General features: G+C 53.6%; 22 protein-coding genes and 1 pseudogene. 21 read left to right on the forward strand and 2 right to left on the reverse strand.

Annotated elements, in window-relative coordinates:
- Nucleotides 1-232: 232 nt before the first annotated feature.
- The 20 genes and pseudogenes from yfcE (at nt 233) to MHH28_RS24600 (ending at nt 19,265) form a co-directional block, all read left to right on the forward strand.
- Entirely contained in the window at nt 233-775 is a 543-nt protein-coding gene (gene yfcE, locus MHH28_RS24505) for a phosphodiesterase (protein WP_405106364.1), read from the forward strand.
- Between the two features lie 159 nt (nt 776-934).
- On the forward strand, nt 935-1,969 hold the full coding sequence (locus MHH28_RS24510) for an agmatine/peptidylarginine deiminase (protein ID WP_405117233.1): 1,035 nt from the start codon (nt 935-937) through the stop codon (nt 1,967-1,969).
- Between the two features lie 200 nt (nt 1,970-2,169).
- Nucleotides 2,170-3,045 (forward strand): N-carbamoylputrescine amidase, encoded by an 876-nt coding sequence (aguB, locus tag MHH28_RS24515; protein WP_173135099.1) that lies wholly within the window; start codon nt 2,170-2,172, stop codon nt 3,043-3,045.
- A 217-nt stretch (nt 3,046-3,262) separates the two neighbouring features.
- Entirely contained in the window at nt 3,263-4,078 is an 816-nt protein-coding gene (locus MHH28_RS24520) for a basic amino acid ABC transporter substrate-binding protein (RefSeq protein ID WP_405106366.1), read from the forward strand.
- Nucleotides 4,079-4,175: 97 nt separating this feature from the next.
- Nucleotides 4,176-4,823 (forward strand): amino acid ABC transporter permease, encoded by a 648-nt coding sequence (locus MHH28_RS24525; RefSeq protein WP_405106368.1) that lies wholly within the window; start codon nt 4,176-4,178, stop codon nt 4,821-4,823.
- A gap of 4 nt (nt 4,824-4,827) precedes the next feature.
- Nucleotides 4,828-5,558, forward strand: a pseudogene (locus MHH28_RS24530) (amino acid ABC transporter ATP-binding protein).
- 256 nt (nt 5,559-5,814) lie between these two features.
- Complete coding sequence (locus tag MHH28_RS24535) at nt 5,815-6,261, forward strand: tellurite resistance TerB family protein (protein WP_405106370.1); 447 nt, start codon at nt 5,815-5,817, stop codon at nt 6,259-6,261.
- Nucleotides 6,262-6,371: 110 nt separating this feature from the next.
- Nucleotides 6,372-6,968: a TerD family protein gene (locus MHH28_RS24540; RefSeq protein ID WP_405106372.1), complete on the forward strand. Its 597-nt coding sequence runs from the start codon at nt 6,372-6,374 to the stop codon at nt 6,966-6,968.
- A 29-nt stretch (nt 6,969-6,997) separates the two neighbouring features.
- Entirely contained in the window at nt 6,998-7,573 is a 576-nt protein-coding gene (locus MHH28_RS24545; RefSeq protein ID WP_173135090.1) for a TerD family protein, read from the forward strand.
- A gap of 50 nt (nt 7,574-7,623) precedes the next feature.
- Nucleotides 7,624-8,205, forward strand: a complete 582-nt coding sequence (locus tag MHH28_RS24550) for a TerD family protein (protein WP_405106374.1) — start codon at nt 7,624-7,626, stop codon at nt 8,203-8,205.
- Between the two features lie 93 nt (nt 8,206-8,298).
- Nucleotides 8,299-9,633: a TerD family protein gene (locus MHH28_RS24555; protein ID WP_405106376.1), complete on the forward strand. Its 1,335-nt coding sequence runs from the start codon at nt 8,299-8,301 to the stop codon at nt 9,631-9,633.
- A 27-nt stretch (nt 9,634-9,660) separates the two neighbouring features.
- A complete protein-coding gene (locus MHH28_RS24560; protein WP_036723548.1) occupies nt 9,661-10,404 on the forward strand; it encodes a TerC family protein in 744 nt (247 codons plus the stop codon).
- A 242-nt stretch (nt 10,405-10,646) separates the two neighbouring features.
- A complete protein-coding gene (locus MHH28_RS24565; protein WP_405106378.1) occupies nt 10,647-11,855 on the forward strand; it encodes an HpcH/HpaI aldolase/citrate lyase family protein in 1,209 nt (402 codons plus the stop codon).
- Nucleotides 11,856-11,931: 76 nt separating this feature from the next.
- Nucleotides 11,932-13,224, forward strand: a complete 1,293-nt coding sequence (locus MHH28_RS24570) for a phosphoribosyltransferase family protein (RefSeq protein WP_405117234.1) — start codon at nt 11,932-11,934, stop codon at nt 13,222-13,224.
- Nucleotides 13,221-14,375 carry a cysteine protease StiP family protein gene (locus MHH28_RS24575; RefSeq protein ID WP_405106380.1) on the forward strand — a complete coding sequence of 385 codons (1,155 nt, stop codon included), beginning with the start codon at nt 13,221-13,223 and terminating at the stop codon, nt 14,373-14,375. The genes MHH28_RS24570 and MHH28_RS24575 overlap by 4 nt, the downstream gene beginning before the upstream one ends.
- A complete protein-coding gene (locus tag MHH28_RS24580) occupies nt 14,372-15,208 on the forward strand; it encodes an HAD family hydrolase (RefSeq protein WP_405106382.1) in 837 nt (278 codons plus the stop codon). The genes MHH28_RS24575 and MHH28_RS24580 overlap by 4 nt, the downstream gene beginning before the upstream one ends.
- Nucleotides 15,205-16,260, forward strand: coding sequence for an ATP-grasp domain-containing protein (locus MHH28_RS24585; protein ID WP_405106384.1), 1,056 nt, complete (start codon nt 15,205-15,207; stop codon nt 16,258-16,260). Before MHH28_RS24580 ends, MHH28_RS24585 begins: the two co-directional genes overlap by 4 nt.
- Nucleotides 16,261-16,296: 36 nt before the next feature.
- Nucleotides 16,297-17,019 (forward strand): hypothetical protein, encoded by a 723-nt coding sequence (locus MHH28_RS24590; protein WP_405106386.1) that lies wholly within the window; start codon nt 16,297-16,299, stop codon nt 17,017-17,019.
- A gap of 13 nt (nt 17,020-17,032) precedes the next feature.
- Entirely contained in the window at nt 17,033-18,127 is a 1,095-nt protein-coding gene (locus MHH28_RS24595) for a toxic anion resistance protein (RefSeq protein WP_405106388.1), read from the forward strand.
- Nucleotides 18,128-18,476: 349 nt separating this feature from the next.
- The gene (locus tag MHH28_RS24600; RefSeq protein WP_405106390.1) at nt 18,477-19,265 is read left to right on the forward strand and encodes a formate/nitrite transporter family protein; all 789 of its coding nucleotides are present in this window, start codon (nt 18,477-18,479) and stop codon (nt 19,263-19,265) included.
- Nucleotides 19,266-19,535: 270 nt separating this feature from the next.
- On the opposite strand, the gene MHH28_RS24605 is transcribed toward MHH28_RS24600, so the two are convergent.
- Both MHH28_RS24605 and MHH28_RS24610 read right to left on the reverse strand, forming a co-directional pair.
- Nucleotides 19,536-21,833, reverse strand: a complete 2,298-nt coding sequence (locus MHH28_RS24605; RefSeq protein ID WP_405106392.1) for a TPM domain-containing protein — start codon at nt 21,831-21,833, stop codon at nt 19,536-19,538.
- Nucleotides 21,834-22,027: 194 nt separating this feature from the next.
- Nucleotides 22,028-22,171, reverse strand: a complete 144-nt coding sequence (locus tag MHH28_RS24610; protein ID WP_171720322.1) for a hypothetical protein — start codon at nt 22,169-22,171, stop codon at nt 22,028-22,030.
- Between the two features lie 298 nt (nt 22,172-22,469).
- Here MHH28_RS24610 and MHH28_RS24615 point away from each other — a divergent pair, with 298 nt between their 5' ends.
- Complete coding sequence (locus MHH28_RS24615; RefSeq protein ID WP_405106394.1) at nt 22,470-25,610, forward strand: EAL domain-containing protein; 3,141 nt, start codon at nt 22,470-22,472, stop codon at nt 25,608-25,610.
- Nucleotides 25,611-25,725 lie beyond the last annotated feature (115 nt).

The raw sequence follows: 25,725 nt of genomic DNA on the forward strand, positions 1-25,725 counted from the left end.
ATAGGGGAGTTTAGGTGAAATGTTGCACCAATTGCAGGAATTTGTCCTACAAATCCGCTTGGAGCAGTAGGAATCCTGCCTTTTGTGCAACAATAGTGAATTGGAGCCGGAATGATGGGCGGAATGTTGCATTTTGGGCATGATTTTCATAGAGAGCATTAGCAGAGTTGAGAGCGTGCTATATTAGTTGGTGTAGGAATTCAGGCAATACAGGCAGAAAGGAAGCACGAAGATGAAGCTGATGTTTATTTCCGACATTCACGGATCGCTGTACTGGCTGGAGCAGGCGCTGGCGAAGGCGGAGGAGGAGCAGCCGCATACGCTGGTAATTCTGGGGGATTTCCTGTACCACGGACCGAGGAATCCGCTGCCTGACGGGTATAACCCGCAGGGAGTCGCCGACAAGCTGAATGCTTACGGCAAATCGCTGGTGGCGGTGAGAGGGAACTGTGACACTGAGGTGGATCAGATGCTGCTGCACTTCCCGATGATGGGCGACTATGTGCTGATTCTGCATGAAGGCCGTAAGATCTATGCTACTCACGGGCATGGCTTCAGCATGGATCACTTACCGGCGCTCGCTCCGCAGGATGTGTTCATTCAGGGACATACGCATCTGCCTGTGGCAGAGGTGAAGGACGGCATTACCCTGCTCAACCCCGGATCAATCGCGCTGCCCAAGGAGAACAATCCGCACTCATACGGGATTCTGGAGAACGGTGAGTTCAGCATTAAGGATTTTGAGGGCAATATAATCAAGTGCATCACTCTGTAAAATCGATTCATTATACTTCTATGGCAGTCCCTCTGGATATTTCCAGAGGGATTATTGCGCTTCAGTAATTGAGCGTACCGGCATATTCATGTATGATGGGTGAGGAGCTTACGGGTAGATCCCCGGCTTCAAAAACTAAACAGCAGAGGTAACTAAATGATGTATCCACGTGATTTACACTATACAATGCCGGCGGAATGGGTTAAGCATGAACGGACCTTCATTTCCTGGCCGGTGAAGGACTCCATGGTACACCCTGATAATCATGAAGCGGTTAGTAGGGGCTATGCCGAGATTATCCGGGCCATTGCCGAATTCGAGCCGGTGACGGTTATCGTCAATCCGGATGAGCTGGATACGGTAGAAAAGCTGGCGCTTGGAGATAATGTCACGCTGCTTCCGGTCCGGCACAACGATGCCTGGCTGCGGGACAACGGGCCGACCTTCCTCACAGGTCCAGGCGGGAAGCTGGCCGGAGTGAACTGGAAATTCAATGCCTGGGGTGGCAAATACTCCCCCTGGGATCTCGATGATGAGGTAGCTCCGCAGATTCTGAAGCATCTGGAGCTCAGCGCGTTCGATGCTCCGCTGGTAATGGAGGGAGGCTCCATTCATACGGATGGCGAGGGCACCCTGCTGACTACGGAGGAATGTCTGCTGAATACGAACCGTAATCCTGAGCTAAGCCGCGAAGAGATTGCCGGTTATGTCAAGCAATATACCGGGACGGAGTCGATCATCTGGCTGAAGCGCGGACTCAGCGGGGATGAGACGGACGGGCATGTCGATAACATCGCCTGCTTCGCGGCACCGGGCAAGGTGATTATCCAGGTCTGCGAGGACCCGCAGGATGAGAACTATGCGATTACGCAGGAGAATCTGCGCATTCTGGAGCAGGCAGTCGATGCCAAAGGCCGGAAGCTGGAGATTATCCGCATTCAGCAGCCGCCCCGTACAGATTATGAGGACAGCCGCCTGACCCTGAGCTATCTGAATTTTTATTTTGTGAACGGCGGAATTATCCTGCCGGTCTTCGGCGGTACGGCGGCTGAGACGGACAAGCTGGCCGAAGAGACGCTGGCCGGGCTGTTCCCAGGCCGCAGAATCCGCACCGTGAACGGCATGGCCGTGATCGGCGAAGGCGGGAACGTGCATTGCACCACCCAGCAGATGCCTGCGGTGGCTGGAACTTAACGAAAAGCAAAAAGAAGCAGAGGGGAAATTTGGAACTGTAGGAGCGTTAGCGATCGCCTTTGTCACCGGATTTCAACCGCGAACAGCGGATTAAATCAAGAAATCTGGGGACAACAGCGGCCGGAAGTCCAAATGTTCACCGCAGCGACGACCAAGCTTTGAGTTCTAAGTGTTATAAGTTCAACCAAGGAGGAACAACCATGAGACAAGTAAAAGTAGCCGCGACCCAAATGAGCTGTTCCGGCGACATTGATGAGAATATCCGCAAGGCGGAGACATTGGTCAGAGAGGCGGCCGCTCAAGGCGCGCAGATTATTCTGCTCCAGGAGCTGTTCGAGACGCCGTATTTCTGCCAGAAGGAGAAGTCGGATTACTATGCCTATGCTACAGAGCTTGAGCAGAACAAGGCGGTGAACCACTTCAAGGCAATCGCCAAGGAGCTTGCGGTGGTGCTGCCAATCAGCTTTTATGAGAAGAAGAATTATGCGCGCTACAACTCGCTGGCGGTAATCGATGCTGACGGAACAGTGATGGGCAAATACCGCAAGAGCCATATTCCGGACGGCCCCGGCTATGAGGAGAAATTCTACTTCAACCCGGGCGATACCGGCTTCAAGGTGTGGAACACCCGCTATGCCAAGATCGGAGTCGGCGTATGCTGGGACCAATGGTACCCGGAAGCCGCCCGGGTGATGAGCCTGATGGGTGCGGAGATTCTGTTCTACCCGACAGCCATCGGCTCGGAGCCGCAGGATGGGTCAATCGATTCCAAGGATCACTGGCAGACCTGCATGCTGGGTCATGCTGCTGCCAACCTGATTCCTGTCGTGGCCTCCAACCGGATCGGCAAGGAGATCGACGAGGATTCCAGCATTAACTTCTATGGCTCATCGTTCATCGCCGGCCCGCAGGGCAACAAGATTGTTGAAGCCGGGCGTGAGGAGCAGACGGTGCTGGTCAGCGAATTTGATCTGGATGCCCTTGAGGTAGGCCGGATTGAATGGGGGATTTTCCGTGACCGCCGCCCAGAGCTGTACCGGATGATTGCTTCCTATGACGGCGATTTGACCTTCTAAACTATTTGCTAATATGTATTGACCATTCAGTAAGCAGCCAGAATGCTGCCGGAGCGCTCTCCGGGACGTTTTGGCTGCTTTTTTGCATGATATGTTACAATATATCGATAATGGTGTAATATTATATAACGCAGTTGGATATAGTTTATTGTCATCAATACTTTAATCTGATAATATCTCCTTAAGTTATTTGACAAATAAGTAGGGGGATTGGAGAATGGGAATCCGAAAAAGATGGATGATGTCAGGTATAGTGGCACTGATGGTCTTAGCGATGGCCGGTTGTAGCTCAGGTAATGATGCGGACGGCGGCAGTGCGGACGGGAAGAGTCTCAAAATCGCTACCGATGCCAGCTATGCACCAATGGAGTATATGGATACGGATACGATCAAGGGCTTTGACATTGATTTCATCAAGGCGGTAATGAAGGAGGCCGGCATCGATTACACGGTCACCAACACCGGCTGGGATACCATGCTGACCAGTGTGAAGCAGGGCACTGAATATCAGGCGGGCGTATCCTCGGTCTCGATTACTGATGAGCGCAAGGAAACCTATGACTACTCCATCCCTTATTTCGAATCTACGAACATGATCATGGTGAAGGAAGGCAGCGATATCAAATCCGCCCTGGACCTGAAGGGCAAGAAGGTTGCGGTTCAGGCGGCCACGACAGCGGATGAGCTGATGAGCGGCATTATGGGCGTCGACAACGGCAGCCTGAAGCGGTTCGACAGCAATGCGGTGGCATTAATGGAGCTGAACGGCGGCGGAGCGGATGCGGTGGTAGCGGATATCGCCATTGTGAACGAATACATCAAGAACAACCCGAAGGAGAAGCTGACAGGGATTATCGACAAGGAGAATTTCGGCTCTGAGTACTACGGCATCCTGTATCCCAAGGGCAGCGAATGGAAGGCCAAGCTTGATCCGGCGATCAAGAAGGTCATCGAGAACGGCAAATATGCGGAGATCTACAAGGAATGGTTCGGTGAAGAGCCGGACACGGCGGCGCTTATGAACGCGAAGTAGCTTGAGGGCCGGCAACAGCTAAGCATGCGTAATGATTGCTATTGCGCGTGCTTCTTTTTTTGAGCAGGCCACAAGCTGAAGAGAAGGGAAGAATGCTATGGATTTCAGATTTGACATCATCATTCATTATTTACCGGTTTTGCTCAAAGGAACCCTGTTCACCATCGGCGTATCGCTGGTCTCCATTCTGTGCGGCTCCCTGCTGGGACTGGTGATCGGATTCGGCAAAATGGCGCCCAGATGGTATTTCCGCTGGCCGTTTCACGCGTACATCAACCTCTTCCGCGGTACGCCGCTCTATGTGCAGATTCTGATCGTCCATTTCGGCCTGATCCCGTTGTTCTACGGCAAAACCTATGCGCTGATGAGCGCATTTGTGGCGCTGTCGCTCAATTCAGCGGCTTATTCCGCCGAGATCTTCCGCGCCGGTATCCAGTCGATCGACCCCGGGCAGCGGGAGGCGGCCCTGTCCCTCGGCATGACCCGGCAGCAGGCGATGCGCTTCATTATTCTGCCCCAGGCGATCAAGCGGATGGTTCCCGCCTTCGGGAATGAATTCATTGTGCTTGTGAAGGACTCCTCGCTGCTGGCGCTGATTGCCGCCCCTGAGATTATGTACTGGAGCAATACCATGAAAGGCCAATACCTGCGGATCTGGGAGCCGTATCTGACTGCTGCACTGATCTATTTCATGCTTACTTATTCGCTCAGCAAGCTGCTTAATTATATCGAACGGAAGGTGTGATCCTATGGAGCCGGTTATTTCAGTCAAGCATCTGCATAAATCATTCGGTGCCCATCAGGTATTGACGGATATCAGCATTGACATTCGCAGCCGCGAGGTTGTGGTAGTCATCGGGCCGTCGGGCTCGGGCAAATCGACTTTTCTGCGCTGCCTGAATCTGCTGGAGCAGCCGCAAGCGGGCGATATTATCATTGAAGGCACTTCCTTGATGGCCAAAAGCACAAGGATTAACGATATCCGAACCGAGGTGGGGATGGTCTTTCAGCAGTTCAATCTGTTTCCGCACCGCACAGTGATCGAGAACATCATGCTGGCCCCGGCGAAGGTGCGGAAATACACGGCGGATCAAGCGAGGCAGAAGGCATGGGAGCTGCTGCATAAGGTGGGGCTTGGCGAGAAGGCGGAGATGTATCCATCCTCGCTCTCGGCGGTCAGGCCCAGCGGGTGGCGATTGCCCGGGCGCTGGCGATGGAGCCGAAGATCATGCTGTTCGATGAGCCAACCTCGGCCCTGGACCCTGAGATGGTGGGCGAGGTTTTGGCGGTCATGAAGGAGCTGGCCCTTGAGGGGATGACCATGGTTGTGGTAACCCATGAGATGGGCTTCGCCCGTGAAGTAGGGGACCGGGTTCTTTTTATGGAGCAAGGGGTAATAGTGGAGCAGGGAGCGCCGGAGCAGTTGTTTGGCAGTCCGTCTCATGAGCGTACCCGGGAGTTCCTGTCCAAGGTGCTGTGAGAATCGGCCAAAGTAGAATATTGTTATTTAATCGGTTATATTAGAAGAGTAAGAATAAGGCAATAGGACCATGAATGAATAGCTGCCAGAGATGGCGGGGAGGAGGCTCTGGGATATCTTTTTTTAAAGTATAGGGATTAGATGGGTTCTGCATAATGATATATCCTTATATTTCCGGCAGAAAAGGATAGGGTGCTTAATAGAGTGGCATACTATTACTGTTGGTCATAATTCAGAATGATAGAAGGAGAATACGATGAGCACATTCAAAAATTGGCTGAATACGACAAAAACCGGACTGACAGAACAGGTTAAGAAATTTAAGAATAAAGACTTCATGAATGCGGTAGTGGCAGGCTGCGCACTGGTTGCGGCGGCTGACGGCAAGATTGAGGAATCCGAGAAGAACAAGATGGCGGGATACATGAATCTCAGCAATGAACTGAAGGTATTTGATATGAGAGATGTCATCGCCCAGTTCAATTTCTATGTGAGCAACTTCGAATTCTCGCCCGAAATCGGCAAGCAGGAAGCGCTCAAAGCGATTGCGAAGTTCAGCAGCAAACCGGAGATTGGCCGCGTTATTATAGGTGTATGCTCCGCGATTGGTGCGGCTGACGGTGACTTCGATGAGCATGAGAAAGCGGTTGTGCGGAATATCTGCAACGTGCTGTCACTTAGTCCTAGCGAATTCAGCCTGTAACCGCAGGCTTGAATACAGCTGCCAAATAGCTGAAACTTAGGCGGATAATCGCCGTATCACTGATGTAGCACCATACGCAAACTTCTATTTGGAAACGGAGGTACTTCAAGTTGGCTGGAATCAATCTGGTAAAAGGACAAAAGATCGACTTAACCAAAGGTAATGCCGGCCTGTCTAACGTGATCGTAGGACTGGGCTGGGACCCTGCCGAACCGGCAAGGGGATTCTTTGGCGTCAAGAAACAGGCGAATGTAGACTGCGATGCTTCAGCGCTGCTGCTGAACGAGAACGGCAAGCTGACTAATAAGCTGAACCTCGTCTGCTTTCACAACAAACAGAATACGAACAATTCCGTGGTTCACTCGGGAGATAACCTGACGGGTGAAGGGGACGGGGACGACGAGCAGATTAATGTGAATCTGAAGTCGATTCCTGCCGATGTCCATAAGGTTCTGGTTGTGGTCAACATCTACGACGCCGTGAACCGCAAGCAGGATTTCGGGATGATCAAATCTGCGTATATCCGGATTATGAATGCGGCAGGGAATGCAGAATTGGTTAAGTTTAATCTGACAGATAATTACACAGGCTTCACGGCATTGATCTGCGGTGAATTGTACCGCCATGGCGAAGAGTGGAAATTCGCCGCCATCGGTGAAGGCGCCCACGCAGCGCATATCAATCAGCTGGCAGAACGGTATCTCTAAATCCAATTTGAGAAAAGAGGGCTCTATTCATGGCTATCAACTTATCCAAGGGACAAAAAATTGATCTGACCAAAACCAACCCGGGCTTGTCCAAAATTACAGTCGGCCTCGGATGGGATACGAATAAATACGATGGCGGTAAGGACTTTGACCTGGACGTATCCGTGTTCCTGACCAATGCGAGCGGTAAAGTCGATAAAGAAACGAACTTTATCTTCTTCAACAACAAGCAGAACGAGAACGCTTCGGTTGTGCACACCGGCGATAACCGTACCGGTGAAGGCGACGGCGACGATGAGCAGATTCAGGTGGACTTGCTTAATGTCCCTGCGGATGTTGACAAAATTGCCTTCACTATTACGATCTATGAAGCTGAAGCTAGAAGCCAGAACTTCGGACAAGTCTCCCGTTCTTATGTGCGTATTGTCAATGATGCGAACAGTGAAGAGCTGATCCGCTTTGACCTGGGTGAAGATTTCTCCGTTGAAACCGGCGTAGTTGTCGGCGAATTGTACCGTAATGGCGCAGAGTGGAAATTCAACGCGATCGGCAGCGGCTACAAGGACGGTCTCTCTGGACTGACCCGCGATTACGGTCTGCAATAAGACCGGGTTGATCCGTGAAATAAATTTTTCAGGAAAGAGGGTTTTTGACAGTGACGATCAGTCTTTCCAAAGGTCAGCGGATTGATCTTACCAAGACTAATCCGGGCCTGACGAAGGTAGTTGTAGGACTGGGCTGGGATACGAACAAGTATAGCGGCGGCCAGGATTTCGACCTCGATGCATCAGCGTTCCTGCTGCATGAGGACGGCAAAGCCAAAAGCGAAAACGACTTTGTATTCTATAACAATCCAAGTGGCGGTACAGGCTCTGTAACCCATACGGGCGACAACCGTACCGGTGAAGGTGACGGGGACGATGAGCAGATCCTCGTAGACTTCAGCCTGGTGCCGGCAAATATTCAGCGTATCGGGATTACAGTAACCATATATGATTATGAGACACGTGCGCAGAACTTCGGACAAGTCTCCAACGCATTCGTCCGTGTAGTCGATGCTTCGAGTGACCGCGAGATTCTGCGGTTTGATCTTGGTGAGGACTTCTCCACCGAGACGGCCGTTGTCTTCTGTGAATTCTACCGCCACGGGGCGGACTGGAAATTCCAGGCGATCGGCAGCGGGTTTGCCGGCGGACTAAGCGCATTATGCAAAAACTACGGGCTGGACGCGCAATAAGGGCTTCAAAGGCGGGATCTTCATGATCCTGCCCTTTTTATACACAAAATCTAGTAATTTGCGCTCTTATCCATGAATAAAGGTGGCGTAAGAATGAATACAGAAGTAGTCAAAGGGCAGAAAGCCGACCTGACCAAAGGAAACCCTGGAATCCGCAGTGTGACTGTTGAGATCGGGTGGAAGGCCCCGTCTTCCATGGATATTGATGCCTCTGCATTCCTGCTTGGAGCGCAAGGCAAAGTAAATAGTGACGATGATCTGATTTTCTATAATAACCCGTCTACCCCTTATATAAAGTATAAGGATGTGCCGGGTACGGCTTCTGGAGGACTTAAGCAGTTTGAAGTCTCGCTGGATAAGATTCCTGCAAATATCATGAAGATTGCCTTCACGCTTACCCTGTATGATGGCGAGAACCGCAAGCAAATGTTCGGACAAATGAGCGAGGCGGAATGCCGGGTCCTGGATCAGGCGACAGGGTCGCAAATTCTGCGGTGTAACCTCGGAAATCAGTTCTCTGTGGAAACGGCTGTTGTGGTTGGAGAATTATATAGATACGGTGAAGAATGGAAATTCAGCGCAATTGTTGCAGGCTTCTCAGGCGGGCTTAAGGCGCTGTGCGGCAACTATGGCATAGAAGTGGAGGACGAGCCTGCCCCCTCTTCCGCAGCGAAGCAGCCCGGGAAGGCAACTCCGCCGCCGGAACGTCCGCCGCTTCAAGTGCCGCCGCCCCGCACGGAGCCGTCCAGGCCGAATATTGTAATACCGCCGCCCCCTGCACCGGCGCCGCCCAAGCAGGAGGCTGCCCCCGCACCGGCGTTGAATCTCAATCTGAAGAAGATTGAGCTGAAGAAGAAGGGCGATTCCATCAACCTGAAGAAATCGGCCTCCGGTCTGGGTGAGCTGCTCATTAACCTGAACTGGAACCAGAAGCAGGGCGGGGGGCTGTTCAGCCGTAACAAGGGCGGGGTGGATCTCGATCTGGCCTGTCTGTATGAGCTGAAGAACGGCAGCAAAGGCGTGGTGCAGGCACTGGGCAATGCATTCGGCAACCTGCAACAGCCGCCCTACATCATGCTTGATGGAGATGACCGGACCGGCTCCGTAACATCCGGCGAGAATCTGCGTATAAACGGAAGTAAGGTTGCACAGATCGAACGGATTCTGGTGTTTGCCTTTATTTACAAAGGAGTTACCAACTGGTCTGAAGCGGATGGAGTGGTTACCCTGAAGCAGGATGGAGGACCGGATATTATCGTGAATCTGGACGAGCATAACAACCGTAAAGGCATGTGCGCCATCGCGCTGATCCGGAATGTGGACAATGAGACCTTCAGTATTGAACGGCTCGTGCAATATTTCAGCGGTCACAAGGAGATGGATGAGGCTTATGGCTGGGGGCTTCGCTGGGTAGCGGGCAGCAAATAATTTGATATTACCGGAGGCGCAAGTGGAATGGACTGGTTCAGTGATTTTTTTAGGAGTATCGGTGAGAATTACGGGCATTTCTTCTCATGGAGTGATATTGCAGGGACGCTATCCGACCCTGTCAGCTGGGGAATTATCGGAAGTCTGATTCTGCTGGAGGGTCTGTTGTCCGCTGATAACGCGCTTGTACTGGCGGTCATGGTTAAGCATCTGCCGAAGGAGCAGCAGCGTAAGGCGTTGTTCTACGGGATTATCGGTGCTTATGTATTCAGATTCCTGGCGATTGGTCTGGGGACCTATCTCGTCAAATTCACACTGGTTAAGGTGCTTGGAGCCTTGTATCTCTTCTACATTGCCTACAAAGGGTTGTTCAAGGGCAGCGGAGAAGAGGGAGAGATTAAGAATAAAGGCGCCTCCTTCTGGAAGACGGTACTCCTCGTTGAATTAATGGATATTGCCTTCAGTATTGACAGCGTGGTAGCCGCATTTGGTCTTAGCAGTGAAGTATGGGTACTCTTCCTGGGCGGTATCCTCGGCGTACTGATGATGCGCGGAGTGGCACAGGTGTTCCTCAAGCTGATTGCCAGATATCCTGAATTGGAACAGACAGCATTCCTGCTCATTGCACTGATTGCCGGTAAAATGCTTGCCGGAGCCTTCGGTTATGAATTGCCGCATGTAATTTTCTTCGGGATTCTGATTGCGGTGTTTGCAGGTACTATCGTATACAGCGCAAGCAAACGCAAGAAGGCTGAGAACCACAAAGCCTGATTGATCTGCGTGCTTCATTTTTTTCATATCTTTATCCTTCATAGCTGTTCAGGAAGGCGCGGAGTTCACGGGAAGGGTGGACTCCGGCACGCCTTTCGGGTAATCGTAACAGGTTTATAGCATGGCCTTTGCTTGGGTTCTAATTAAGCCGGATACCGTCCCCGAGAGGACGGCATAGCCGGTTCTGCTCGCAGCCAAAGGCCATTTGTATGGTGCTGGCACAACATTAAGGGGGAAGGGCCTTGAGATATTTCGATTACCTCACGCAAGAACAGGAAGCCTCATTATTCCATGTTCCGCCGGTTTCATTTGATCATACTACCCGCAAGGATTTACTGGCTTATGCCGTCGGAGCAGCCCTTTATATGCCGGCCACCCGTGCCAGTGTTGCCGAAGATATTATTAAGCTGAGAGCCTCGGGGCTTATCACGGTAATTATAGATTTGGAGGATGCCATCGGGGACGGTGAAGTGGATTATGCCGAAGAGTCCATCGTCAGGCATCTGGCGTTCCTGTCCGCTTATGCGGAGAATGAGCCGGAACTGCGCGGCAGTCTTCCGCTGCTGTTCATCCGCGTTCGTAACCCGGCACAGCTGCGGGATCTGATTTTTCGGCTGGGGTCATTGATCACCATGCTGACCGGCTTCGTCTTCCCCAAATTCTCCGTAGAGAACGGTACGGATTATTTCGAAGCCATTGCCGATTACAATGACACGCGGAGCTATGCAGCCCCGGTGCTCTACGGAATGCCGATTCTGGAGAATGCGCCGATCATCTACCGGGAGAGCCGGATGGACACCCTGCTGGGGGTCCGGGATCTGCTCGGGCAATACCGCGAGTATGTGCTTAACGTCCGGATTGGAGCGACGGACTTCTCCAGCCTGTTCGGACTTCGGCGCAGCCCGGATATCAGCATCTATGACCTGACGCCGATCCGTGACTGCATATCGGATATTATCAATGTATTTGGCCGGGTGGAGGAAGGCTACGTGATCTCGGGACCGGTGTGGGAGTATTTTGCCAACAAAGGGCACCGGGTACTCCGTCCGCAGCTGCGGGAGACGCCCTTCGAGGATACCTACGGCAAGCATGGCCGCGAGATGCGCAACAGCTTCATTTCCAGCTCCATGGACGGGCTGTTCAGGGAAGTGATTCTGGACAAGGAGAACGGTATTGTAGGCAAAACCATTATCCACCCCTCCCACCTCAGACCTGTGCAGGCGATGTATACCGTAATGCATGAAGAATATGTGGACGCCTTAAGTATCGTGGACAGTAACGATGGCAGCCGCGGCGTGTTCAAGAGTGAATACTATAACAAAATGAATGAGATCAAGCCTCATTTGAACTGGGCCAGACGAATTTTATTACGATCTCAAATATACGGGGTGTTACATGAACAACAGCATTTTGTCGGATTACTACCCGAGAACGAATATACACACGTTTAATATCGTCGAGAATCTGCAGGTTACGGTAACGGAAACCTCCAACCCCTTCCACATGCCCGTGGATTCCTTATTCTCCATGGCGGCACGGATCAATAAGAAGCGCTCATTCCTGTTCGTCAGCAAAGTACTGGGCAAGCATATTCCGGTAGGGCCGTATACCCCGCTGCTCAGCGGCGCGGCGCTCGCCCTACTCCTGTATCGGGAGATGAGCGGAGATACCGAAGGCCGCGAGGTTATGGGCCCGCTGATGAACCAGGCCGTTCATGGCCTGATCCATCCTGAAAGTGCGGAAGAAGCTTATCATGCGCTGCTGGCTGCACGCCTGGTTCTGCCGCAGCCCGTCTTGTTCATCGGGTTCGCCGAAACCGCTACCGCCTTGGGCCACAGCATGTACAATGCGTTCGCCGGCGGAGCGTCATATATTCATACCACGCGTGAATTGATTCCTGAGCTGGAATCGGTAGTCACCTTTGAAGAAGAGCATTCCCACGCCGTAGATCATCTCTGCTACGCCCTGGATGCCGGACTGTTATCAGGAACGGAGCCGATTGTGCTGGTGGATGATGAGATCACGACCGGCAATACAGCGATTAATACCATCCGGGATATCCAGTCGAAGTTCCCGCGCCGGGAATATGTCGTGGCCTCGCTGCTCGATTGGCGGAGCGCCGGCAATATTCAGGCTTACCGTGATCTGGAGCAGGAGCTGGGCATCCGGATTACCGCTTTGTCCCTGCTGCAGGGAAGCATTAAGGTGGAGGGAATCCCGCTGCTGCAGGCTGCAGCCGATAGCGGAGCCGCTGATTCCGCAGGCGCGGAGCTTGTAACCACTTATGTGTTCGACGGCTTAGAGCGGCTTCCGGTAACCTCGGCGGACGGGCAAGGCATAGTCAACCCATCGCCTTATCTGAAGCACAGCGGCCGCTTCGGCCTGGAATCAGCGGATAATGCGCAGATAGATGCAGGTGTAAGCCGCGTAGCCGGGCAGCTCCGCGAGCTGCGGGAAGGCAGACGTACCCTGGTGATGGGCGTAGGCGAATTCATGTATTTGCCGATGCGGATTGCCGCAGAGATGGGGGAGGGCGTATTCTACCAGTCCTCCACGCGCAGCCCGATCCATCCGGAGCGGCGTGCCGATTACGGCGTGCACAGCGCCGCTGCCTATCCGTCTGCCGGGGACACGGAGATTATGAATTTCATCTATAATGTGGACCCCGGCCAGTATGACGATATCTTCGTCCTGCTGGAGCGTGAGGTGCCCCGGCAGCGGATTGCACCGATGACGGATATTTTACAGAGGCTGGCGGGCAATAAGGTCCATCTTGTTGTGCTCACCTCAGAACCAGACAGAGGAGGCCCGGGGCTATGAAAGGAATAGATATCGAAGCCATTCACAATAGAAGAATATCCCCTCCGGTTGCGCTGGGCAGCTATCCTGCTTCGGACGTTACTTTTCTGCTCAAGGATCTCAGCAATGTATCCCTGGAGCGGGGAACGGCCGAGCGGGAGGAAGCGATCCAGTCCGGCGTCCATTATTCAGAGATGCTTCCTGTGGAATACCAGCCGACGGAGCAATATATAGAGTTGTTTCATGAGACGCTGCAGCAGACCGCCAGGAAGGTGGCACTGGCTGTAGCTGTGGTATCCGAGATGATTGTAGCCCGGCGGGGAACTGCGAATACCGTGCTGGTCTCTCTGGCGAGAGCGGGCACGCCCATCGGGGTGCTGATCAAACGTTACATTCTTGAGAAGTACGGAGCGGATCTTCCACACTACAGCATCTCCATTATCCGCGGCAAAGGGATTGATGAGAATGCGGTACTGTATATGCTCCAGCAGCACGGAAGGGATGCCGAGCTGCAATTCATCGATGGCTGGACCGGCAAGGGGGCCATCCGGCAGGTGCTGATTGAGGCCTGCGAGAGCATGAACAGGAAATACGGCATCACGCTGAATGATGATCTGGCGGTACTCGCTGATCCCGGGCACTGCTCGGGAACCTTCGGCACCCGGGAGGATTATCTGATTCCAAGCGCTTGCCTGAACTCCACGGTATCCGGCCTGATGAGCCGTACCGTGCTCCGCGACGATCTGATCGGGCCTGAGGAGTTCCATGGGGCCAAATTCTACAAGGAATGGCTGGACAGTGATCTGTCCAATGTATTCGTTGCAGCGATTACCCCGTATTTCTCTGAAGTAGCGGCAGAGGCGCTTGCACAGGCCGGAGAGATGCAGGAGCATCCACCGGAGATTACCTGGCAGGGGCTGGCCGATATCCGCAGTATCCAGGATACCTTCGGCATCGATAACATCAATCTGGTGAAGCCGGGGGTTGGCGAGACGACGCGTGTGCTGCTGCGCAGAGTGCCCTGGAGAATCCTTGTGGACAGAATCGATAACCCCAATCTGCGGCATATTCTGCTCCTGGCCGAAGACCGGGGAGTGCCGGTAGAGGTCTATCCGGGGCTGACCTACTCCTGCTGCGGAATCATCAAGCCGCTGAAAGGAGAGAGTGAATGATCTACGCCAGCGATCTGGACCGTACGCTGATCTACTCTCTTAGCGCGATAGGCGTTCCAGAGGATGCTCCCGGCCTGGTTCCGGCAGAGATTGTTGACGGAAGGACGGTATCGTATATATCACAGCAGGCTCTGGCTACACTGAAAGAGCTGGCGGCGAAGATTGTCTTCATGCCGGTGACTACACGTACGATTGCCCAGTACCGGCGGATTAACCTGTTCCAGGAGACGGTCATTCCGGATTATGCCATCACCAGCAATGGAGGCAATATTCTTGTAGGCGGTGTAGTGGATCAGGATTGGCGGGGTGCTGTCGGCAGAGCAGTAGAACGCGGCTCCGCTGCGGCCGGAGAGGCTGAGAGCATCGTGCGCTCTGTTGTGCGGGAAGAATGGATCATAAGCCGCCGTTATTGCGACGAGCTGTTCTATACCTTTGTGGTTCACCGGGATTCGTTGCCGCTGGAGGAGATTGCCCGAATGGCGCAGCGGCTGGATGAGCTTGGCTGGAGGGTATCCCTGCAAGGGCGCAAGCTCTACATCGTGCCGGAAGCTGTGAACAAAAGCGATGCCATTCTCCATGTCCGGCGCACCGTACATTCGGAGCCGATGGTCGCCTCGGGCGATTCGCTGCTGGACAAGAGCCTGCTTGCTGCCGCAGACTATGCCATAGCCCCCTGCCACGGAGAAATATTTGCCGAGCAGCAGGCGGGTTTAGTACACTTAGAGTATCCATTTACAGAGCGGCCGGGGGTGTTTGCCGCGGATGAGATTATGCAGTATGTTCAGCAGATATATAATAATTTGACAGCATTGGGAGTTGGGCCGCCACCATGAAAAAGGTAAACATATATTTCAACCGCTGGTTCTCCGTTGCCTATCATTACATGAATCTCATCCGGGCCAATGAGGACGGAATTCCGGTACAGATCTTCGCCACCCACCCGGATATCCACCATATGTCGCTGCAAGGCGCCGATGTGGCCGGAACCGAGCCGGCGCTTGAAGGCATTGAATACGTACAGTTCTGCGTTGATTTCTGCCGGCGCAATGAGATTGATATCTTCATCCCCCGGCTGCATATGCTCGATATCGCGCTGCATGCTTCGCTGTTCGATGACATCGGGACGAAGGTACTGGTCTGCCGTGATCTTGATCTGCTGGAGATGATCATGGATAAGGGCAAGTTCTATGAGAGCGTGAAGTCCAACGGAATTATGACGATTCCCGATTATCATGTAGTTAGTAATGCGGAGCAGTTCAGGGAAGCTTATGAAGACCTCGCAGCCAAAGGGCATAAGGTCTGCTTCAAGCCTACCGAGACGGAAGGCGGACTTGGATTCCGGATCATAGATAATGACCGCAGTCCCGTGGAAGAGCTGTTCGGCCATGTGACCCCGCTGATCTCCTTCGGGGAGGCACACCGCATCCTTGCTGAAGCCGGGAGCTTCCCTAACCTGATGGTGATGGAGCTGCTGGAGGGATATGAATACAGTATTGATTGCCTGTCGGATGAGCAGGGCAGACTGCTGGCCGCCGTTCCGCGCCGGAAGGCGGGTGGCCGTCTGCGGCTGATGGAGTATATTCCGGAGCTTGCGGAGGTGGCCCGCAGGGTGGCTGAGACGTACCGGATTCCGTTCAATTTCAATATTCAGATGAAATACAGCGGCGATGTCCCCAAGCTGCTGGAGATTAACCCGCGGATGTCCGGCGGTCTGCATATCTCCTGTCTGTCCGGCATCAACTTCCCCTATCTGGCTGTCAAAAGCGCGCTCGGCGGCGAGGTTCTGCCTGCGGAGTTCGAGCATAACGTCCTGGCCAGCCATGTCGAGCAGCCGCTGATCATGAGAATAAACGGAGAATCCGTCATCACGGATTCCGTGAATTGAGCGTGTAGCATTCACGCTCATAAGAGGTGAGAAGGAATGCAAGCTAAATTCAAAGTACTGGCCTATGCCGGTGCCGGTTATGTCGTAGCTGTCCTGACCAGCGGCTTCCTGCCTGAGCTGGTCTCACTGCTGCTTCCGGTGATCGGGGCCGCACTTGCGGTGCCGGAGCTCAGGCGCACAAGAGTGAATCTCCCGGTGGAGGTGATTCCTGCCGGACAGGAGCCGAAGGCCATTCCGGCGGCATCCTCCGGCGGTCCTCAGGCTCCGTCTGGCACCGCTGCTACTGCCTCTCCTGCTGCTGCGGGACACGCCTCCCCGGCCCATCCGGGAGCCGGACACAGGGAGGAAATACAGATCGGGGCAGAGTTCGCTCCGGTGGTGGAGTATCTGGGCATCCTGGAGGATATGATTATCTCCGAAGGGCAGAAGGATACGCTGGACAACGAGATTGTCGAGAAGTCGCTGGCGCTGTTCGCCAGGCTGCAGCGTGTGATTCCGCTGCTGCAGGAGCTGGGCAACGGCGAGATCAACCATACCGTCCGCAGACTGGTGCTGAAGGACCTTAATGGAGTCATCAACCCGTTCCTGCGCCTGGGCGGCGAAGCCAAGACAAGAAACCGGAGAATGCTGCTGAATGGTCTGCGTGATGTCGATGCCAAGATTTCCGATATTGCGTCTACAATTGAACACAAAGACCTGATGGAACTTCAGACCAAGGCGGAACTGATTCATCAGCGCTACAGCAGTTCCGAATTATAGGAGGAGGAGAACCATGTCCACGCAGTTGATTGAGCTTAGAAAAGAAGATGAGCAGAAGGTCGTCCAGGAGGCTTCCCAGTTAATTGAGCAGGTAGCCAAGACAGACACGGTGGCGCTGGATTCCCTGATGGATGATATCGGGAAGCTAGGGGTGAAGACGCAGGAGAAGGCGGGGCAGACCCTGAAGCTGCTGGACCGTCCGGTCAATGACCTGATGAGCGGCAAGCGGGTGGAAGTGCCGAATATGATTATGAAGCTGCGCAATGAGTGCGAGACGCTGCAGCAGAGCAAGAATGTCAGCTTCTTCGGCAAAATGCTGCGCAAAAGCCCGCTTAAGAACTATGTCTACAAATATCAGTCGGTCCGCACCAATATCGATGCCATCATCACCGGCCTGCGTGACGGCCGGGATACGCTGGAGGAGAGCATCGTCAACATGCGCCAGCTGAAGCGCACCTCGATGGAGGAGATTTACAACCTCCAGACCAAGATCGCCTTCGGCAATAAGCTGAAGGAGCTGTTCGAGGTCGAGATTGCAAAGCCCGAGAATGAATTCCGCAAAGCGTACCTGGAGCGGGGGCTGCGCAAGGTCATGGTGCGGATTCAATCCATGACCGAGATGATTCTGCTCTACAATCAGGCGATTGCGGCAACAGACATCATCAATGACAATAATGACAAGCTGATTGATTCCGTAAACAACGCGATTGACAAGACCTCTAACCTGATCACCGTCTCGGCGATGATTGCCATGTCCCTGGCCGATCAGGAGAATGTCATCAATGCGGTGGAGGCCACCAACAAGACCATCGAGGATCAGTTCAAGGAGAATGCGCGGCTGCTGCGCACGACGACCGAGAAGACCACGGAGCTGCTCTCCAAGCCGTCCATGTCGCTGGAAGCCGTGAATCAGGCCATCGGCGACCTGCTCAGCGCCCTGGATACCTCGGAGCAGTCCAACCGGCGGATCATCGAGAGCTGTCAGGATTATACGTCCAAAATGACGACCATCAACACCCAGCTGAACAACCGGCTCGGGCTGAATGAGGGTTCGCAGCCGCAGGCGTTGAAGCAGGCGGAGAACGGGCTGAGCAGCTTTTTGAATTAAGGGTCTGATTCGTTGCCGGTAGAATATCCATTCATATTATCCCGCTCCCCCACATACGTTGTCACTAAGGCGACCTGTGGAGAAAGAGGGGATAAGCGGGATGATTCTGGGATGCTTGATCGTGGTGCTTATCGTCGTAGCCAGCAGTGAGAAGGCCGAGGCGATTGCCAGCCTGAATGATCGGGAGGATAACGGCCTGTGAAGAGGGTGCGGGCAGTGGGCGGATTTCATAAATAATTGATGCTCTGTGATTCAAGCAATTTCCAGTGGTTTATTGGGTATAATAGCCTGGAGGCTGTACATCAGTCTTCCGGCGCCACTGAAAATATAAAGCGAATACGGAGGTCAAATGGAGAACGAGGCACTGCTGCAGGTTGAGAAGCTGGCACTTAAGAAACAGAAGATTTTCCGGCAAAGCGTATTCCGGTATATTGCCAGGGCTATGCTCGCCAGCATGTTTATCGGATTCGGCGTTATCGTAGCCTTTAAGACCGGCAACTTCTTCTATATGGAACAATCGCCGATGACCTATCCGATGGCTGCGATCACCTTCGGCGCAGCCATCATCCTGATTTCCTACGGCGGGGGAGATTTGTTCACCGGGGATACTTTCTATTACACCTATGCGGCACTGAGGCGCAAGCTGGCATGGACCGAAGTGGTGCGGATGTGGGTCGTCAGCTACCTCGGCAACATTCTTGGGGCTACGGCATTTGCACTGCTTATTTTTCTGACCGGATTGTTCTATGATTCCTCCGTGAACGGGTTCCTGCTGAATGTGGTGGCCCATAAGATGGAAGCCCCGGCGATGCAGCTGTTCTTCCGGGCGATTCTCTGTAACTGGCTCGTCTGTCTGGCCTTCTTCGTGCCGATGTCGATGAAGAACGACGGTGCCAAAATGTTCGCCATGGTGCTGTTCGTGTTCTGCTTCTTCATCTCCGGGTATGAGCATAGTATTGCCAACATGTGTACCTTCGCTATTGCCCTCGTTCTGGACCACCCCGGCACGATCTCCTGGGGAGGCGTGGTGCATAATCTCGTCCCGGTCACATTAGGCAATCTCATCGGCGGGGGCGTGCTAATGGGCGTGATGTATTACTATGTGAACAAGCCGTTTCTGGAGGATGATTCTCACTGAACGGCAATATAATCAGCACAGCAGCGATTCTCCGGTGAATGGGGAATCGCTGCTGTGCGTTTGCAGTACATTGTGCTGGCGTGTGGTGCGTGGCCAATATATGCGATTAAACCGAACATTGTGCCGACGCAAGGATGCGCGGAACGGATAAAGTCCAAAGAAAGCAAAATCAGGGACACTACTGCCCCTGATTACGCTTGATGCCACAGAATAAGTTGTTATATCATCCACCTGTTAGGATGAGTATTAGTTGTAGCGGCAATCTGTGGCTTACCACTTGGAGCCACCGGAGCTTCGCCCCGATTTGCCGCCGCCAAATGAAGAACCGCCGGAGGAACGTCCACCGCCTCCGCCGCCCCAGGATGAGCCGCCGGAGGAGCGCCCGCCGCCGCCAAACCCGCCGCCCGAAGGCGGGCCGGAATTGCGTCTGCGGGCTTGCTCCCGGCGCTGCTGCTCCCGCAGCATGGCCATTCTGGCTGCGCGTTCGGCCTCTTCCTTCTGGCGGACCAGCCGGTTCGCTTCTTCTACGAAGGACGCGATCTGCGCAGCATAGGAGCGTCCTGTTTCCTCCAGTTCATCCAGATCGTAGGGACCTGAGGCCAGACGCTGCTCCAGCTCGGCATACTCCGGCAGCAGGGATAGCTGGAAGCGGTTCTGCGAGGCAATCCCTCTGCTGTGCAGCAGATTGTAGGCGGCATCCACCTGGCTCTGCCCCTCCGTGAACAGCCTGCTCACACTGTCCAGGCGCTCCTCCAGAGAATCCAGACTGCTGCTGATGCTACTGAAGCTGCCTGCCGTCTCATCCTGCAAGGCAAGCAGCCGGTCCAGCCCGCTGCGTGCATTGTCATACTCTCCGCGTGCATCGCTGGTCCAGGTCTCAAGCTGCGGCACTTCCGCCGCACCTTGCCGCAGCGCACCGCCGGTCTCCTCCAGCAGCTTCTCCAGAGCGTCCAGATGCTGCCGGGCGAACCGGTTCTTAGCCCCGGCAAGCCGGCTCTGCAATTCATTGCGCCGCTGGGTTAGGGTTGCCCATGTGCTGCGTACAGTCTCCAGATCCTTGAGGTTATTCTGCCGGATCATAGCCTGGCGTTCCGTCATTGCAACGGCCTCAGTCAGCAGTGCATCCATGTCAGCGCCAATCCGGCGCACCTCATCCATATCGCCGCTGTGCAGCGGCCCTTCCATGGAACTTGAAGCAGCATCAGCCTGCTCCAGGCTATCGTAAGGCTTAACCTTCATATTGTGCAGGTTGTTCTGGTCGATCAGCCCGGCAATGCGGCTGCGGGCAGCGGCCAGGACGCCGGGAAAGGCCTTCAGCTTATCGTCAAAAGTCCCCACATCCTGCACATCCTGCTCAATCTGCTGTTGCCGTTTCTTCGCTTGTACAGTAATCTCCTGGGCGGCAATCGGGTCGAACAGCTCCAGCTGATCTGCCTTAGCAGTCTCTTCGGCCAGCTCCTGAAGATCTTGGGTAATCATCTGCAGCGCATAGCCCGTCTCCCGGGCTTCTTCCTGCCGCTTTTCCTCAAGCTCCGGGGCATCCTGCTTCAGCTCGGTGATCTGCTGCTTGACGTTCCGGTCGGCATCGCTGATGACCGCAATATTCTGCTCCTCTTCCTCCAGGGCGGCGCGGAACTCAGCCTCTGTCTGCTGAAGCTGCTCTGCCGCCGTCTTAAGCGCTGACAAGCGGTAGAACGGCGGCAAGGGGCCTTGCCCGGCTGTCTGGAGTGCCGAAATTTCGACCAGCCGGGAGGTCAGCCGCTTCGAGATGCCCTCGACCCTCTCACCGGTCTTGCCCTGCACGATTCCCTTGAACGGCTGTAGGGACTCCAGGGCATGGTTGGCCCGTACCAAGAGGTCGGCGAGCTGGTCCCGCTGCTCAGACAGCCCCTTGCGGCGCCGCATTCCGGTAATTAGTACATACAGCAGCAATATCAGCAGTGCAGCCAAGACCAGGCCCCCTGCGACCGGCAGGAGAGGGAATCCGCTGCCGTTGCCGTTAGCGCCTGAGGCAGCTCCTGCGGTCCCAGCGGCGGCACCGCCTGCCGCACCGCTGCCGGTATTGCCGCTCTGTGAGCGGCTGCCAATGGCTTGCAGCTCCTGGACCACAGAACGTATGCCTTCAGCAATATCTCCCTCCCGGGCATAAGGATTGAAATATGTCTCCAGTACCTTGTTTATTGCTGCACTGCCCGCAGCTCCGCCCTGTTGTCTGGACCAGGCATCGAGCGCAGTTTGCAGCGCAGGATTAATGAAGCTGATCTCTGTCAGCTGATCCTCGTAAGCGATCAGGAGCAGGATATCCCGGGTCTTCAGACCCCAGGTATCATATACATCCGCAGCATAACTGGACATATCGCTCCCATCCGGCGAATCCACGGTTAAGACATGGAAGGTATAGCGGTCTGTAGTGGCTATTCGGGTTAGGTTCTCTGCTTCTTGGGCAGACAATAGCCGGGCTTCATCCGTAATTACTCCTTGCTGTGCAGGAATATTCGCAGCATAGACCCCCGGAATCCACAGCAGAGATAATATCAAGACCAAGGCGAGGGTGAGGTTTTTTCTCAATGGGACACACTCCGATCTATAGGCTATTGTTCATTATAGTATGCTGATCATTATACTATATCATTAAACATTCTGAGCCCCGCAGATGCAGGCACCCCGGAATCGACGGGATAACCGCAAGAAAACCGCACCCCCTTAAGGGATGCGGCGCTGTACGAAGTAAGCTGTATTCATCTATTTCCGTATAGAACAGACTATCTGGTTTGCAGGCACAGGATATATTGCAGTCTGGACTTGATCTCTTTCTGCCATTTCATATCTCCGACTTTTACAGCAAGATTGAGCAGGTCCAGGTAATCGTCAACCTGCAGGGCGGTCCGGGTAGTGGCTGCGTTCATGGGTGTTCAGTCTCCTTTTAGCTCAAATATAGAAATTAATGAATGATATACATCCAATAATGATAATCATTATCAACCGTTACTGCTATTATCCACATATTAAGCATAAAAAGCAATATAAATCTAAAGTTTTTGATTAAATATAAAATTGTTTGCTCAGGGGTTAAGAAGACGATGCCGCAGAATGTGCACAATTTATCAGAATTGCAGGGAAAGGAGCAGGAACCCTACCATATTTTGTCGAATAAGCTTGTATACATATGTTAAGCCGATCTTACTGGGATAAAGGAGAATTGCGATGAAGCGGTGTAAATTGTTGCTTCTAATTAGCATTGTGCTCATGCTTGCACACCCCGCTGCCGCTTATGCCGAAAGACAGGAAATTAAATACCAGGCAGAACTGGAGTATCCACCTTATAAGTACATACAGAATGGTTATCTGACGGGCTTCGATATTGATCTGACCAGTATGATCTTCGAGAAGCATGAGTATCTTGTCCACTACAGCACCGGAGACTGGGAGCAGACGTACCGGCAGCTGACCGAAGGCGGGATCGATACAACCGGGCTGATGGCTGTCAGCGAGGAGCGGAAGCAGAGCATTCTGTTCTCCAGACCCGTGTTAAAAAGCTACATTTCTGTCTATGCGCGTCAAGGGCTCCAGGGTGAAGTGAAGCTGGACACACTCAGTAAGTACAAAATCGGTGTCGGTAAAGGTCAGTACTCAGAGACAGTCCTGCAGACTAAGGCGGGTATCTCCCCATCGCAATACATAGAATATGCAACCGTACCGGAGGCGTTGGACGCCCTCAGGCGGGGTGAGATCGACCTGCTCTTCGAGAATCAGGGAGTTGTCGATTATCTGATTGTGGAACAGGGCTTAACCGGTAATATTATCCGCAAAATAAGCGATTTATATCCGCAGGATGTGGCCTACGGCATCAGTGCGTCCAAGCCGGAGCTGTTGTCTTATGTCAATGAGAGGTTAGAGCGGCTGGTAAGCTCCGGTGCCTTCGAAGAGCTGTATCAGCAGTATTTCTTCGTCCATTCCGACCAGTATAATGAAATGATGCGTAACCGGATTTTTACCGTTTTCTCTATCGGGACCATTCTGCTGGTAGTCGGCGCCGTTCTGCTGCGGATGTATATCCGGCGGCTGCGCCGTACGATTCACTCCGAGCAGGAATTCTTCAAGGATGTGATTGAGAATACCGGGGTGATTGTGTGGGCCGTTCACGGGGACAAGCGGAGCGTGCGCTTCAATAAATATGCCGAGATCATGACCGGACTGAAGGAAAAGGATGTGCTGGGCGTAAGCATCGATGAGCTGGCCGGTCTGGAAGACGGAGCAGCAGTGCTTAGGGAGCTCCTTGCCAAAGCGGCAGCTAAGGAATATGTGACCAATGTGGAGCTGAGGCTTCAAGGCCATGCTCCGGATGCCCATTATTTCTCCATCCGCACGGCCCTAATTAAGGGGATGGACGAGCAGGCGGAGGATATCTTCGTTCTGGTCGGCATCGATATTGATGAGCGCAAGCAGAATGAGCTTAAGCTGCAGCTTAGCTACGAGGAGCTGGAGTCCACCTATGAGGAGCTGGCGGCGACAGAGGTGGAGCTGCAGGATCAGTTCAATAAGCTGGGGGTCAGTGAACGGCGGTTCCGCCTGGCCTCGGAAGGCTCGGGTGCTTACATGTGGGAGCTGGACTGGGACAGCGGCTTCTACAAGCTCTCGGACCGTTGGTACGAGGTGATGGGCTATACCGAGGCTGAGATTAACTCCTTCGAAGGAGGCGTTCTCAGTATCATTCACCCGGATGACCAGGAATCTGCGCGCAAGGCCAGACAGGAGCATCTCACCGGACTCACCCCGATCTATGAGACTGAATACCGGATGAGGACCGCACAGGGGGAGTACATCTGGTTCGAGGTGCGGGGGAAGGCGATCGTGGACCCCAAGGATCAGATTGTCCTGTTCCTGGGCTCCCTGATCGACATCAGCAAGCGCAAGCAGGCCGAATTCAAACTGAATAACAGCTACCAGGAGCTGGAGGCGACCTATGAGCAGCTGACAGCGACCCAGCAGGAGATTGTAGGGCAGTACGATATGCTGCTGGAGAATCAGAAGAATATACACCGTCTGGCTTATGTGGATTCACTCAGCAATCTGCCGAACCGGCTCTGTCTGCTTGAGACGATGGAAGGGTATTTCCGCCGGACGGATGGCAGAGCGGCGCTGCTTTTTGTTGACATGGATAACTTCAAGTACATCAATGATACGCTTGGACATAAGTCCGGCGATATTCTGATCCGCAAGGCCAGCGAGCGCCTCCAGTCCGTAGTGGGCGAGGAGGATATGCTGTCGCGGCTGGGCGGAGATGAATTTGTGATTTTCCTCAAGGATATCGAGAGCCGTGTGGATGTACTGAATCTGGCCGAGGATATTATGCGTGCATTCCGCAAGTCTTTTCTGATCGGTGAGAGCAATCTGTATGTCTCCTCCAGCATCGGGATCTCCTTTTACCCGGAGGACGGCGAGACAACAGAAGAGATTCTGAAGAACGCCGATGTGGCAATGTACCGGGCCAAGGAAGAGGGAAAGAGCACCTATGTCGTATATGATAAATCGATGCACACTCCCTTCAATGACCGGATGAATATTGAGAAGCATCTGCGCAGTGCGATGAACAATAACGAATTCGAGCTGCATTATCAGCCACAGGTTCAGATGGAGAGCGGGCAGATCTCGGGCTTCGAGGCTCTGATCCGCTGGAACAGTCCGGTCCTCGGGTTCGTCTCCCCGCTCTCCTTCATTAAGATCGCCGAGGATTCCAGGCTGATTATCTTTATCGGTGAATGGGTGCTGCGGGAAGCCTGCAAGTTCATGAACAGCATCCATCAGTGCACAGGAATTCCTTACAAAATATCGGTGAATATCTCCATTATTCAGCTCCTGCAGGATGATTTCGTTGAGATTGTGCTGGACAGTCTGGAGGAGAGCGGCCTTGCGGCATCCAGCCTGGAGCTGGAAATCACAGAGTCCATCTTCATGGAGTCGTTCGAAAGTACGGTCAGCAAGCTGGAGTTCCTGAAGTCCCGGGGAATACGGATTGCCCTGGATGATTTCGGGACGGGGTATTCCTCCCTCAGTTATCTGCAGCAGTTGCCGATCTCTACGCTCAAGATGGATAAAATCTTCATCGATTCCCTGGCGGATAAGGCCTTTAGCGAATCTTTTGTCCAGACCATTATTATTCTAGGCCATAAGATGGGCTTGGTGGTAATAGCCGAGGGCGTGGAGGACGCCAGCCAGTGGGACTTCCTCCGGGAAGCGCACTGCGATAAGGTGCAGGGGTATCTGATCAGCCGTCCGGTGCCGCAGCGCAAGGTCATGGATCTGCTCGTTCCGCAGAGAAGGTATGGACCCGGGGAACCGGAATAGAGTGCAGCACAGGTTCAAAACACAAGCGGGTCCCCGGCATAGGTTGCTATGCATGGTGGACCCGCTTGTTTGAAATATAGAATTCATATGTTTTGGGGGCCCCCGCAAAGTACCT

The organism is Paenibacillus sp. FSL K6-1217 (assembly GCF_045040735.1).
In the GTDB taxonomy this organism is placed as follows: domain Bacteria; phylum Bacillota; class Bacilli; order Paenibacillales; family Paenibacillaceae; genus Paenibacillus_AQ.